A 13,549-nucleotide genomic window follows, 5' to 3' on the forward strand; every position below is an offset into this window, starting at 1 on the left:
TTGCGGAACCGGTTGCACGACGCGATCGCGGAGCTGACCGACGACGCGCCGCTGCACCCGGCGGTGAGCATGGCTGGCCCGCTCGACGCGGTGCCCGCCCAGCTGGCCGAGCACGTGGAAGCGGTGGTGCGGGAGGCGGTCAGCAACGCGGTCCGGCACGCGGGGGCTTCGGCGCTGTCGGTTTCCGTCGCGGTGCGAGACGAAACGGTGCGGATTTCGGTGACCGACGACGGAACCGGGCTGCCGGAGGGGGTTTCGCCGAGCGGGCTGGGGAATCTGCGGGAACGCGCGGAGTCGGCGGGCGGGGAGTTCATGCTCGGAACGAGCGCGGGCGGTGGGGTGCGGCTGGACTGGTCGGCTCCGCTGCGCTGACCTGGTCGTCCGACGCGCGACTCTGCAGGTTGGTGAGAAATCCGGCGCCCGGGCGTTTGACAGTCCACTGTGGACCTATGAATTCCCGGTGCAGGGCCGATTTCCCGATTGTCCATTGTGGACTCCGCTTGGTGCGGCGGGGAAACTGGTTGAGGCCGCTGCGACGGCGGGCCGAGCCGGGAGTAGGGTGGCGAAGCCGTCCGAAAAGGCGCAGTGCCGTTGGCATATTCGCGTTTCCGCTGCGGCCCAGAAAGGAGAAAACATGACCGACACGGCCGCGTCCTCCGGCGACCACGAGTTGCTGCGCGCGTTCGTGGACATGGCCGACACACTGGCCGACGAATACGACGCGACGGACCTGCTGCACCGGCTCGCGAGCTACTGCGTCACGCTGCTCGGAGCCTCGGCCGCCGGGCTGCTGCTCGCCGATCAGCGCGGCGGACTGGAGACGATCGCTCCGGACGAGAGTGCCCCGATCCGCGAGCTGCTGCGGGCCGAGCCGGGGCCGTGCCTGGACGCCTACCGCAGCGGCGAACCGGTGCGCGTCGAGGACATCGCCGCGGAGGCCGCGAAATGGCCGCGCTTCGCGGAGCAGGCGACTGCGGCGGGATTCCGGTCCGTACAAGCGCTTCCGTTGCGGTTGCGCAACCAGGTGATCGGCACGCTGAACCTGTTCGGACAGGGCCCGGACCCGGTGAGCGGGCCCGCGCTGAACGTGGCCCGCGCGCTGGCGGACGTCGCGACCATCGGGATTCTGCAGGAACGCGCGATCCGGCGCGGGGAACTGCTCGCCGAGCAGTTGCAGCACGCGCTCAACAGCCGGGTCGTCATCGAACAGGCGAAGGGCGTGCTGGCGCATGCCAGCGGGCTGGAAATGGACGCGGCGTTCGACCGGCTGCGCGCCTACAGCCGCGCGCGCAACGAACGGCTCAGCGCGTCGGCCGGGGCGGTCGTGCGCGGCGAACTGCGGCCGGAGCGGGTTCTCGGCGACGCGAGCTGAGCGTCACCCGCCGCGGCCGGGATGACCGCGCTCGTTCCTGATTCCTCGCGCGTCGATCCTGCCGATTGCTGCCCGAGTTCGCCCGCCAGGCTGTTCGACGCGGCGCCCGCTGCCGTCCTTGTCAGGCGGGCAATCCTGCTGACCCCGCCGCTCCCCGGAGAAGGCGGTGTTCCGTCCGCGTTTTCCGCGGATTCCGTTCCACTGCGCCGAAGAATGAACCGCATTCGCCGACCAACCCGTCGCAGCCGGTCCGGCGGAGCGAATCCGATCCCTGACAAAGACCATTCTGCCCGGGAATTTGACAGTTTCGGCGCGACCGAACGGAGGTTGTGCCGTTTCCCGCCGCGCCCAGACTGGAGGCAGGCGGGAACGAGCGGTCCGTGCCGTTCTCGCGGCGGCGGCCGGGAAAAGGCCGCCGGTGATGTCGAGCCCATGCCGGCAGGCCGCCTGATCGGTGCGTGGATGCCGCTCGTCGTGTCCCGCACCTTTCCGTCCGGCTCTCCCGGCGAGGCGGGAGCGAAGGAGGACGGATGAGACTTGACGGGAAGGCAGGCGTCGCGCTGGCGGCCGTCGCACTGGCGGCGGCGTCGCTGGCCGGTTCGGCGTCCATGGCCGGCGAGCGGGCCGCGGCGGCACCCCCGCCGGCGTGCTCGCCGGACGCGACGGTGACCACCGACGACGGCCCGGTGTGCGGGATCGCCGGCCCGGATGTCCGGTCGTGGGAAGGGATCCGGTTCGGCGCGCCGCCGGTCGGCGATCTGCGCTGGGCACCGCCGCAGCGTCCGGCGAAGTGGACCGAGCCGTTCCCCGCGACCGCGCCCGGCAACGCGTGCCCGCAGCTGGCCGGGCTCGGCCCCGGATCGGAGACCGAGGACTGCCTGAACCTGAACGTCCGCGTGCCCGCCAACCCGGGGCACGAGAAGCTTCCGGTCATGGTGCAATTCCACGGCGGCGGATTTCTGATCCTGCAGGCGCAGGACGCGAGCCGGCTCGTGACCGAGGGCCGCGTGATCAGCGTCGAGGTCAACTACCGGCTCGGGATTTTCGGGTTCCTCGCGCACGCGGCGTACGGCGAGCACGCGGGCGATTACGGGCTGCAGGACCAGCAGGCGGCGCTGCGCTGGGTGCAGCGCAACATCGCGAAGTTCGGCGGAGACCCGCACAACGTCACGATCTACGGGGCGTCCGCGGGCGGTTCGAGCGTCTGCGACCACACCGTTTCGCCCACTGCGGCGGGGTTGTTCCAGCGTGGCATCGCCCAGAACGGCGAGTACAACTCGTTGCTGGGCACGGACATCCAATGGCAGGCGCAGGACTGCAAGGCCGATCTTCCCGACGAGGAGGAGGCCCAGCAGGCAGGCGCGCGGTTCGCCAAAGCGCTGGGGTGCGAGTCGAATGCCGGGGAATGCTTGCGCAAGGTGCCCGTGGCGACCTTGCTGAAGCAGGCGGGCAACGGGATGAAACCGGACAGCGGCACGATCGCGCCGATCGTGAACGGGACCACGCTGCCGATGTCGCCGGGCGAGGCGTTCGCCAAGGGACGGGTCAACAAGGTCGCACTGATGCACGGCGTGGCCCGCGACGAGGTCCAGCTGCCGTCCGCCTCCACTCCGGAGGACTACCGGAAAATGGTGGCGCAGCAGTACGGCGAGCACGCGAAGGAAGTCAGCGAAAGCTATCCGCTGAAGCGATTTCCCAATCCCGCGCCGTTCCTCGCCTTCCGGACCATCGTGGCCGACTCCAATTCGGTCTGCCCCGCGCTGCTGAACGATGAGCGGCTGTCCCGGCATATTCCGGTGTATGCCTACGAAATGGACGACACCGACGTGCCGCCCGCGTTCTTCCTGGATCCCACCAAACCGAACGGCGCGTACCACGTCTCCGAGGGGATGCTGCTGACGCCGCCGCCGGGAGTTCAGCTCAACCCCAACCAGAAGGTGCTCTCCGACCAGCTGGTGGCGCAGTGGACCGGCTTCGCGCGCACCGGAAACCCCACTGTGGACGGCACTCCGCAGTGGGATCCCTTCACCGAACGCAACCCGGTCGTCATGTCCCTCAACGCGGCGGGGGACAGCCAGCTCACCACTGAGATCCCGCGCCAGCACCGGTGCGACGGCCTGTGGAACCCGTTGGCTCCGTTCGCGCAGCATCGGTGAGACGCCGGTGCCGGCAGGGTTTCCTCCTGCCGGCACCGGTTTCAGGGCCGTCCGCCTTCGAGGTGGATGGTTTCGCCGGTGAGGAATTCGGCCTGCAGCATCCACAACACCGTGTCAGTCACGTCGGCGACGGTGCCGGTGCGCCCGACGAGGGTTCGTTTCGCGGCGTTGGCGAGGACATCCGGTTTTCCGTCCCAGACACCGGAGTCGATGATCCCCGGCGACAACGCATTGACCCGGACCGGCGCGAGTTCGGCAGCAAGGTGTTGCGCGGCGAAGGCGGCCGCCCCGTTGGTCACGCCGGTCACGACGCTTCCGCGCGCCGGACGCCAGCCGACCTGCCCGGAGAACAGCAGCAGCGACCGTCGGATCGTGAAGTGTTTCGCGAGCAGCAAGGGGCCGATGACCTTGGCCGCGAAGGCGTCGACGGTCTTGTCCCGGTCGAGTTCGCGGACCGGCACCGCGTGGGGCGCCGCCGCGGTGTTGACGACATGATCGACCGGCCCGAGTTCGTCCGCCGCGGCCGCGATGGTCGCCTCGTCGCGCAGGTCGATGTGCAGTCCGCCGGGCCGATGGGACGCGACGTGCACCTTCGCACCCTCGGCGCTCGCGGCGTCGGCGATCGCCATGCCCAGGTGCCGTCCGCCCAGCACCAGCACTGTCTGTCCGGCCAGCCGGTTGTTCATGGTCCTTCTCCGTTCCGTCGGTTCGCCGTGGCCGCAGTAGGCTATGGAAAAGTAACCAGGTACTTCAACGTAACCGGAACCGGAGGAATCGCCGTGCGCTACAACGTCATGTCCGCCCGCTGCCCGTCCCGGGTGGTGCTGCACCGGATCGGGGCGCGGTGGACGGTCTTCGTGGTCAACGCGCTGGAGCACGGGCCGATGCGCTTCACCGCGCTGGTCGACCGGATCCAGGGCGTCACCCCGAAGGTGCTGACCGAAACGCTGCGCGCGATGGAGGAGGACGGCCTGCTCTCCCGCGTCGAGTACGCGGAACAGCCGCCGCGCGTGGAGTACGGGCTCACCGACCTCGGCCAGTCCCTGCTGGTGCCGCTGCGCGCGGTCCGCGAATGGGCCGAAAGCCACGTCCCCGAAATCCTCGAAGCCCGCGAACGCGCCCAGGCCGCACGGCAGAGCTGAGTTTCTTCCGGGGTCTGTCGGAGAAAATCCCGTCACCCGCTGGCTTCCGGCACGCATAGCCTCCGGGAACCGCCCGGTCGAGGACCGTGGTTGGCTAATCGGGAAAGGCTGCGGATCGTGACGCTGCGGGAAAAGGTCGAGAGCCGGCTCGCCGGAGAACTCGCGCCGGGGGAGCGTGTGCTGGACGCACTGGTCGCGTTCCGCACCGGCGGCGTGCGCAAGACGATGGTCGCCGGCGCGGCGGGCATCGCGGGCCTCGCCGGCGCGGCCGGGATGGCGCTCGCCGCGCGTCGCGGGCAGATCGAAGCCCCTCAAGTGCCGATCTCGACCCCGGGCCGGTTCGTCTTCTCGCTCACCTCGCACCGCGTCGCGCTGTTCACCGTCGGCGGCATCGTCCGGGCAGCCCCGGGAAAGCCGCTGCGGTCGTGGACGCTCGACCAGCTCGCCTGGGTCTCGGAACCCGAACTGAACTCCGGCGTGGCACAGGCGCTCCGGGGCCAGATCGGCGTCGCGGGAGAAGGCGTCCTCGGCTACGAATTCGCCCGGCTCCAGGTCGACGCGGGACGGTCCATGATCAAACGACTGGCCCGCGCGCTGCAGGAACTCGAATCCTGACTGGTTCACCGTTGCTCAAGCGGGGCGAGCTCGTCCGGCACCGGTCCAAGATGGACGATCCCCAGCCGCCGGGTCGCGCGCGTCATCGCGACGTAGAGGTCGTTGCGCCCGCGCGGAGCTTCGAGGATTCGGGCCGGGTCGACGATCAGCACTGAATCGAACTCCAGCCCCTTCGCTTCCGCGGGTGTCAGCACCGTCGTCGTGCCGCTTTCGCGCAACGACGCCAGCCGCCCCGGCGGAGCGATGACCGCGAACTGCCCGCCACGGTGCTCCTCGGCAATCCCGCCGACGACCCGCGCCAAGTCGGCAAGCGTGCTCCGTACCCGCCACGGCGATTCTCCCGCTGCCCGCACTGACCGGGGCCGCAGCTGCCCCGCGGCCAGCAACTCGTTCGCAGCCGCCATGATCTCCGTCGGCGTCCGGTAGTTGACACTCAACTCCGCCACCCGCCACCGGTCCGCCACGTGCGGCCGCAGCACCTGCTCCCACGACTCCGCTCCCGCCGGATCGCCCGTCTGGGCAAGGTCTCCGACCACCGTCATCGACGTGCCGGGACAGCGCCGCATCACCATCCGCCACGCCATCGCGGACAACTCCTGCGCCTCGTCGACCACTACATGCCCGAACGCCGGGACGGAGTCGCCGAGCACCGCGGCCGCCTCGTCCAGCAACGGAATGTCCGCCGCGCTCCATCCCTCGCCGCCGAACACCTCAACCACCACCTCGGCAGTCAGCGGTGGCCACAGCTCGTCCAGCGCCCCACACACCGCGACGTCGGCCAGCAACGCTTTACGCAGGTCAGCGACGTCAGCCTCGTCCAGCAACCGCCGCGGCCCGTCGTCCTGCTCCGGTCCGAGCACCACTCCCGCCGTCGCCAACGCCCGCAGATCCGCCGGGCTGAGCCGCCCGTCCGCACTGCCGCCGTCGATGGCCTCGCCGCCTTCGGTGAAGACGACGTTCTCCAGCTGATCGGCCAACCGCTGCGCGAGAAGTTCCGTCATCCGCTGCTGAAACACCAACCGAGCCTGCTGATATGGCAGTCCCTTGCCGAGGGCGAACTCGACCGCACCACGCCACTCGGCTGGCTCCAACCGCACGACCTGCTGCTCGAACGTCACCTCGACGGCTTCGCTGTCCTGATTCCGGACTGCCCCCACCCGTTTCCAGACCGCCGTCGCGATCCGTCCCGCCGCCTCCGCTCGCCCCTTGCCCTCCGCGACCCCGACCGGATCCACCCGGCTGACCTCGACGTCCGGCCGCAGCCCGGCGATCGTCGCCGTCACCACCGCCTGCTCGCCCAACCCGGGCAGCACCTGCCCGATGTAGTCGAGAAAGACGTCGCTGGGCCCGATCACCAGCACCCCGCGGGTACGCAACTGCGGCCGCGTGTACATCAGGTAGGCCAGCCGATGCAGCGCCACCGCGGTCTTCCCGGTCCCCGGCCCGCCCTGCACCACCAGCACACCCGCGTACCCGTCGCGGACGATCCGGTCCTGCTCGGCCTGCAACGTCGTGACGATGTCGCCCATCCGCCCGGTTCGGTCCGCTGTGAGCGCCGCCATCAACGCCGCCTCCCCGACGAGGCCCCCGGTGTCCGCCGCGGCGGGATCGAGCAACTCGTCGTCCAGCGCGGTGACCACCCGCCCCCGGGTCGTGATCCGCCGCCGCCTCCGGACCCCGTGCGCCTCCGCCATGGTCGCGGTATAGAACGGCTGCGCCGCCGGAGCCCGCCAGTCGAGCAGCAACGGCTCGTCCGCCCCGTCCTCGAACAGCCCCAAGCGGCCGATGTACCTGCGGATTCCGTCGTCCGTCTCCAGCCGTCCGAAGCAAAGCCCGTCCTCGACCGCCGCCAGCCGAGCCGACTCCGCCCGCCAGCGCGCCGCGGCCTCCGGATCCGCGCTGTCGAGCCCCCTCACCGCCTCCTCGCGCAACGCGTCGAGCCTGTCGTAAAGGCTGGTCACGCACTCCTGTTCGAGGACAAGCTCCCGCTCGACACGGTTTTCCTCCGGCACCCCAGAACTCCCCGCTGTCGGGTGATCGATGGCATCGAGGGTGCGCGGCAACCGGGGGAAAGAACAGTCTTGTCTTTGCGGGCGGCGTCAGCCGAGCCGACCGGGGGAGCACTTGCCGCGGCATCAGACCCTTGCCGCACAAGGAGTTCCGGCCTTCGTCCGGTCGCCGGAGATTCGTGCCGTGGTTGCTCGGGTTGCGTCGCTGTCCGGTTTTGTCGGTGGGGCCGGGTAGCGTTCCGGTTCGTGGACGTTCGGGAACGTATTCAGGAGCTGGCCGATCAGGTCGTAGTGCTGCGCGACGCGTACTACCGGGGTTCGCCGGTGGTGGCGGACGCGGAGTACGACGCGATCGAGGACGAGCTGCGCGGGTTGATCGAGGCGAGCCCCGAGCTGGCCCCGGACCCGAATCCGCTGGACCAGGTGGGCGGGCCCGCGGTGCTGCACGCGCCGATCCGGCATTCGCGGCCGATGCTGTCGCTGGAGAAGGCGACGAAGCCGGAGCAGGTCGAGGCGTTCTTCGACCGGTTCCCCGGCCAGCCGGTGGTCGTGATGCCCAAGCTGGACGGCCTGTCGCTGGCCCTGGTGTACGAGGACGGCCGGCTGGCCCGAGCGGTCACCCGCGGCGACGGGACCACCGGCGACGACGTCACCATGCTGGTGCGCGCGCTGACCGACGGCGTTCCGCACCAGGTCAGCGCCCCCGGCCGGGTCGAGGTGCGCGGCGAGGCGGTGATGCTGCGCTCGACGTTCGCCGCCTACAACACCGCGCACCCGGACAAACCGCTGATCAACCCGCGCAACGCCGCGGCAGGCACGCTGCGCGCGAAGGACCCGGCCGCGGTCGCCGAGCGCCGGTTGCGCTTCTTCGCCTTCGACCTGGACACCGAACCCGGCAGCTCGGAAACCGACCTGGGCAGCGGCCTGCTGGCGCTCGGGTTCACCGCGGCGGACATGCGCCGCTGCGCCGACGCGGCCTCCGCGCAGGCCGTGATCACCACGATCGAGCAGCAGCGCAACGACCTGGACTACGACATCGACGGCGCCGTCCTGCGGCTCGCCGACCGGGCCGCGTACGCCGCCGCGGGCACCCGGTCGAGTTCGCCGCGCGGGGCGCTGGCGTACAAGTTCGCCGCCGAGGAGAAGACCACCGTGCTGTCCGATGTGGTCTGGGACGTCGGCAAAACCGGCAAGATCGCCCCGGTCGCGTGGCTGGAGCCGGTCTTCGTGGGCGGGACCACGGTCACCCGCGCGACGCTGGCCAACCAGGAGGTCATCCGCGCCCGCGGCATCAAGATCGGCGACACCGTGCTGGTGCGCCGGGCGGGCGACGTCATCCCGTTCGTCGCCGGCGTGCTCGACGAGTCGAAACGCACCGGAGCCGAGCGGGAGATCGTGCCCCCGTCGACGTGCCCGTCGTGCGAACAGCCGCTCACCGAACAGGGCAACAGCCGGGAACTGTTCTGCACCAACGTTTCCTGCCCCGCGCAGACCGTGCGGCGGCTGATCCACTGGGCGTCCCGCGCGGCCGCCGACATCGACGCGATCGGCGGCGTGTGGATCGAACGGCTGGCCGAGGCCGGGATCCTGGAACACCCGTCGGACTTCTACCGGCTCACCAAGGAACGCCTGCTCGAATTCGACCGCATCGGCGAGGTCTCGGCGACGCGGATGATCGAGTCGATCGACGCCAGCCGCCGGGTCGGCCTGCGCCGGGCGCTGATCGGGCTCGCGATCCCGATGGCATCGGAAGGCACCGCCGCCCGGCTGTGCCGCGCCGGATTCGCCTCCCTGGAAGCGGTGCTCGACGCGGGCGTCGACGGTCTGGTGGAAGTAGAGGACATCGGACCGAAGGTCGCCGCCTCCCTGGTGGAACACCTCACCCGGCTTCGCCCCGAGCTGGAACGCTTGCGAGAACGCGGAGTATCGCTGGACGTCCTGGAAGAAGACCTCCCGCCCGCCGTCGTCGCGGGCGCGCCGCTGGAAGGCAAGACCGTGGTGGTCACCGGCGCGATCAGCGACCCGCGATCCGGGGAGAAAGTGCCCCGCCCCACCTTCCAACGCCTGTGCGAGACGGCAGGCGCGACCACCGCGTCGTCGGTGTCGGCGAGCACCGACCTGCTGATCACCGGTGCCGATGTCGGCGCGAGCAAGCTCACTAAGGCCGAAAAACTGGGCGTCGAGGTCGTGGACCAGGGGGTGATCTGGGAACAGCTGATCGCGGCCGGAGTGGTCTGAGCCCGCTGTTTCCCCGAACGGGCGACCGCCGCCTGGGGAAACCGGCGGGAAGAGGTCGCCGGATCGTGGCGACGGCTCGCGCTGGCGCATGCCGGAATGGTCGAGAATCCTTTGCCTGGCAATGCGTTCGTCGGGACCTTGGCGCGCCGCGCGTTCGCGACTTCGGATGGCTCGTTGATCGCTAGCTGCGCCAACGACGCGTTGTTCGTCCGGATGCCCGAGGTGCTTGGGCGTCCGGAATGGTCGAGAATCCTTTGCGCGGCAACGTGTTCGTCGGATCCTTTCGCGCCGCGGGTTCGCGGCCTCGGGCGGCTTGTTGATCGTCAGCTGCGCCAACGATGCGTTGTTCGTCCGGCTGTCCGAGGCGCACGGGCAGCCGGAATGGGCGGCCAACCCGCGGTTTCGGCGGCCGAACGCCAGGCGTCGTGCGCATTCGGCAGTGCGCTCGCTGCGCGGGCCCGGCAACAGTCGGGTCAGCGCGAGCGTGCGGTGTGATTGCGGCGAGAGGCTCGCGCGAATGGCGGGGCTCCGAGACAACAAACCCCCGGGCTCGCGCGAACCGTCGACACCCGGCGAGGCGATCAGCCGCGGCACCTCGCTGGCGTCCAGAACCCGATCCCACCGAAACGGTTTCTGGCAACACTTCGAGAAAGCCGGGGCTCACTCTGTCCTTTCCAGACCGAAGTACGGTTCCGCCGCCTCCAGCCGCGGCACCGTCACCCCCAGCCGTCGGGCCTCAGCCAGTACGTCACGGCAGATCTCGCGCGGCTCGCGGGCGTCGGGATCAGAGTGCGCCTCGAAATTCAGCCGCGCCGGGGGAAAGTGGGCCAGCATCCACCCGAGCACGGGGACCGTCAGCCAGGTCGGTGCCCGGAACAGCAGCAACGCGCCCCGATGCCGCCGCACGTCGATGCCCCGGGCTTCGAGAAGCGGCACGAGCTCGCGCCCGGCCAGCAACGCCTCGCGCAGATCGCCCCGGGACCCGGCCAGCGAACTCAACGAACCAACCCGCACGCCCTGCGAGTGCAGGCCCGCGTCCGAGACGAAGTGCACCCAGAGCCAGCCGCGAAAGTCAGGTCGCTCGCGGATCCGGAACCCAGCGTCGCGAAACACCTGCCGCACCACCCGCACGCGTTCGGTCGGAGGCTCGCCGAGCGTCCCGAACACGGCGAGCGGCAACAGCATCCCGCGCAGCACCCCGTCCTCGCCGAAACCGCCGCCGCCCTGCGGAAACCCCCACGCGACCTGCTCGACGGGAAGATCGCCGATCGCGGCCAGCGGCTCGGACCAGACGTTCCCGAAAATCAGCACCGTCGCCTTCCCGAGCCGCGGCGCCAGAAAGGCCGCCGCCTCCGCGAGCCGATAGTGCTGGACGCTCACCACAATCAGATCGAACTCATGACCCGGCCCCAGTTCCTCGCGATACCGCACCGGCCAAGTCCGGACGCCCCGCCGCCTCCGCGCCCGCAGATCACGAACATCGAGGCTGATCGACTCCCCGTACTCCGCCGCGCGACCCGGACGGACATAGAACTCGACGTCGTGCCCCGTCTGTTCCAAGGCCCAGCCGTACATCGTCGCGATCACGCCGCGTCCGAACATCAAGATCTTCACAGCCGCACCTCACGGGAACCCTGAAACTGGAGACAATCTCCGCTTTCCAAGATATGGAGACTGTCTCCAGTTGTCAACGCGCGCCGACGCCCAGCAGTCGCGGTGCCTGTTGGTTCAGGCCCGACATTCCTTCGCGACAGGCGCAGGACGGGCCGAAGTGCGAATCCGGGCGGCGACGTCGACCCCAGTGCAGCCGAGCCTGACTACGGCACGAACCGAGGATGCGCGGAAGTACCTCGGTTGCCGGGCCCAGCATGGTCCGGGAGGCGGATGTGTGTCTTCGCCCGGCCGGGGTGCCGTCCGCGCCGAGGCCGCCGGGCGTCCACTCGGGACTTCACGCAAAATCCCGCGCAGCGAGCCGCGGCGAAGTACGATTCCGCTCGGAATCGAGCATCCCTGGGGGAAATCCATGAAACGCATCGCCATCGGTCTCGTCGTGTCCGCAGTCGCCGCACTCGGCGGCGCGGGGATCGCGGACGCGGCGGGTTACCCGACGTCGGACTTCGGCGGCGACATCAGCGGCGGCCGGACTGGCGGCACGCTGACCTGGTACAACCGCGCAGTCGGCGTGAGCGGATTCGTCCGCGACGACCCGACGGCGGGCAGCACCACGGTCACCTTCGAGTTCCGCCAGGCGGGAACCCTGTTCGACGTCCAGACCCGCACCGCCTCCGACGACCAGAAGAACTTCGGCTGGACAGAACCCGGCCCGGCCGGAGGGTTCAGCAAGGTCGACATCTACCTCGGCCGCAACGGAAGCAAGATCCTCATCGCCTCGGTGCCGCGCAAGGTCTGAGCGAGGCATGGTGCCGGTGGCGGGACAGCCTTCCGGGAACGGGAAACGCGGTCGAAGCGGGGCACGTCGTGGTCGACCCGCTTGGCGCGCTGTGCCCGTGCGGAATGCGGGGCTGCCTGGAGATCTCCGCCGACGGCCGTGCGCTGACCGCGGAAGCGCCAGGCGACCCCGCGGGCCTGCTCGGCCGTGCTTTCGGAGGCGAGCCGCCGGCGGCTGCCCGGGCAGCTGCAGCCGCGGAGCACCTCGGGCGAGCGCTGGCGATCCTGACGAACTTGTTCGATCCCGAGCGTGTCGTGCTGAGCGGATTGTTGGGGCAATACCTGAGCATCGCGCCGCGCCGGATCCACGCGGAGCTGAGCGTTTCGGTGGTGGCGAGAGCGCGAAGCCGCGTCGTGATTGCGGGAAGCCTCGCGAACCCGGTGCTGATCGGCGCGGCGCAGCAGGCGTTCACGAGGTTGCTGGCTCGTCCGCGGTTGGCGGCGAAGTTCGCTCAGGTTCGCATGGCGGACCGGGTCCCGGGCGGCGGGTTTGCGGCCGGCTGATCGCACCGCGGAAGCCGCTCCGGGGAATCGGGCGGCGAACTAGTCGGTGGTAAGAATCTTGTCGTGGGCTTCCCTGAGTTCGGCGAGCGGGTCCAATCCGAGTTCGTCGTTGAGCAGACTGCGCACGCTGCGGTAAGCCTCGAGAGCTTCTTTGCGGCGGCCGGCTTTGTTCAGCGCTTCGATCAGTTGGGCGTGGAACCATTCGTTGAACGGGTGGGCGGCCGCGAGCGACCGCAGTTCGGCGATCATCTCCCGGTATCTGCCGCGTCGCGAGTTGATGGTGATGCGCAATTCCAGCGCGGATATGCGTTTGTCCTCCAAGTGCGTGGAGTAGCTTTCCAGCATTGTCCCGCAATGGACGTTGGACAGCGGGGCCCCGTTCCACAGCGACAGCGCTTCCTCGGTCGTCCGCGCGGCCCGGTCGAGTTCGTTGGCCGCGGCGAGCCGGTGGGCCTCGGCGACGAGCCGGTCGAAGACGCAGCTGTCGAGCCGGTCGGGGGAAACGTGCAGCACGTACCCGGGCTGGGTGGTTTCCAGCAGCTTCTTCGCCTGGTCGATTCCCGTGGAGAGGGCGATGACCTTCCGCAGCTGGTAGACGTAGGTTTGAAGGGTCACCACGGCGCTGCGAGGCGGCGTCTCGCCCCACATTTCGTAGACCATCGCGTCCATGCTCAGCTTGCGGTTGGCGTGCATGAGCAGCATCGCCAGCACCTTGCGGACCTTCGCGGGACTCGGCGTGACGCGGGTGCCGTGATGAAGAATTTCCAAAGGTCCTAAAATGCGGTACTCCACGAAATCCCCCATTTTTCTTTAGTTGTTCCGTAGGTTGTCCTCGCATATGTTCCGGATTCAGAGCGCGATCCCGCGAGCGAATTCAGGTGAGATCGACTTCTGCGAACCAAGTTACTCGGGATCTTGGGCACGGCTCAACAAACCTGTATCGAACGGTGCACCGGGTACGTCGGGGGAGCGTGTTCCCTGCGCCGTTCGGCGTACCGCGCGCCGCCGGGCCCGGGGGAACCCCAGAACGCCTTGACGATTGCTCAAAGGCCGCTTCGTAGATTC

Annotated in this window: 12 protein-coding genes; 8 read left to right on the forward strand and 4 right to left on the reverse strand. The window is 69.5% G+C overall.

What is annotated here, in order from left to right:
- The 3 genes from WA670_RS28490 to WA670_RS28500 form a co-directional block, all read left to right on the forward strand.
- The coding region (locus WA670_RS28490) for a sensor histidine kinase (protein ID WP_336159369.1) at positions 1-372 on the forward strand (372 nt) is incomplete at its 5' end.
- A 262-nt stretch (positions 373-634) separates the two neighbouring features.
- Positions 635-1,372: a GAF and ANTAR domain-containing protein gene (locus WA670_RS28495; RefSeq protein WP_336159370.1), complete on the forward strand. Its 738-nt coding sequence runs from the start codon at positions 635-637 to the stop codon at positions 1,370-1,372.
- A 530-nt stretch (positions 1,373-1,902) separates the two neighbouring features.
- Entirely contained in the window at positions 1,903-3,528 is a 1,626-nt protein-coding gene (locus WA670_RS28500) for a carboxylesterase/lipase family protein (protein WP_336159371.1), read from the forward strand.
- 41 nt (positions 3,529-3,569) lie between these two features.
- Here the strand turns inward: WA670_RS28500 and WA670_RS28505 are convergent, their stop codons facing one another.
- A complete protein-coding gene (locus tag WA670_RS28505) occupies positions 3,570-4,214 on the reverse strand; it encodes an SDR family oxidoreductase (protein WP_336159372.1) in 645 nt (214 codons plus the stop codon).
- Positions 4,215-4,307: 93 nt separating this feature from the next.
- Between WA670_RS28505 and WA670_RS28510 the strand changes: the two genes are divergently transcribed.
- Entirely contained in the window at positions 4,308-4,670 is a 363-nt protein-coding gene (locus WA670_RS28510; protein ID WP_336159373.1) for a winged helix-turn-helix transcriptional regulator, read from the forward strand.
- Positions 4,671-4,760: 90 nt separating this feature from the next.
- Positions 4,761-5,285, forward strand: a complete 525-nt coding sequence (locus tag WA670_RS28515) for a hypothetical protein (protein WP_336159374.1) — start codon at positions 4,761-4,763, stop codon at positions 5,283-5,285.
- A gap of 5 nt (positions 5,286-5,290) precedes the next feature.
- Here WA670_RS28515 and WA670_RS28520 read toward each other — a convergent pair whose 3' ends face one another.
- The gene (locus tag WA670_RS28520; protein ID WP_336159375.1) at positions 5,291-7,297 is read right to left on the reverse strand and encodes a HelD family protein; all 2,007 of its coding nucleotides are present in this window, start codon (positions 7,295-7,297) and stop codon (positions 5,291-5,293) included.
- A gap of 243 nt (positions 7,298-7,540) precedes the next feature.
- Here WA670_RS28520 and ligA point away from each other — a divergent pair, with 243 nt between their 5' ends.
- Complete coding sequence (gene ligA / locus WA670_RS28525) at positions 7,541-9,532, forward strand: NAD-dependent DNA ligase LigA (RefSeq protein ID WP_336159376.1); 1,992 nt, start codon at positions 7,541-7,543, stop codon at positions 9,530-9,532.
- Between the two features lie 660 nt (positions 9,533-10,192).
- On the opposite strand, the gene WA670_RS28530 is transcribed toward ligA, so the two are convergent.
- Positions 10,193-11,146 carry a ketopantoate reductase family protein gene (locus WA670_RS28530; RefSeq protein ID WP_336159377.1) on the reverse strand — a complete coding sequence of 318 codons (954 nt, stop codon included), beginning with the start codon at positions 11,144-11,146 and terminating at the stop codon, positions 10,193-10,195.
- A 409-nt stretch (positions 11,147-11,555) separates the two neighbouring features.
- On the opposite strand from WA670_RS28530, the gene WA670_RS28535 reads away from it, so the two are divergent.
- The gene (locus WA670_RS28535) at positions 11,556-11,942 is read left to right on the forward strand and encodes a hypothetical protein (protein ID WP_336159512.1); all 387 of its coding nucleotides are present in this window, start codon (positions 11,556-11,558) and stop codon (positions 11,940-11,942) included.
- Positions 11,939-12,484, forward strand: a complete 546-nt coding sequence (locus tag WA670_RS28540) for an ROK family protein (RefSeq protein ID WP_336159508.1) — start codon at positions 11,939-11,941, stop codon at positions 12,482-12,484. Before WA670_RS28535 ends, WA670_RS28540 begins: the two co-directional genes overlap by 4 nt.
- Positions 12,485-12,523: 39 nt before the next feature.
- Here WA670_RS28540 and WA670_RS28545 read toward each other — a convergent pair whose 3' ends face one another.
- The gene (locus WA670_RS28545; RefSeq protein WP_336159378.1) at positions 12,524-13,252 is read right to left on the reverse strand and encodes an AfsR/SARP family transcriptional regulator; all 729 of its coding nucleotides are present in this window, start codon (positions 13,250-13,252) and stop codon (positions 12,524-12,526) included.
- Between the last annotated feature and the right edge of the window lie 297 nt (positions 13,253-13,549).

This window comes from Amycolatopsis sp. VC5-11, assembly GCF_037034185.1.
Classification (GTDB): domain Bacteria; phylum Actinomycetota; class Actinomycetes; order Mycobacteriales; family Pseudonocardiaceae; genus Amycolatopsis; species Amycolatopsis nivea.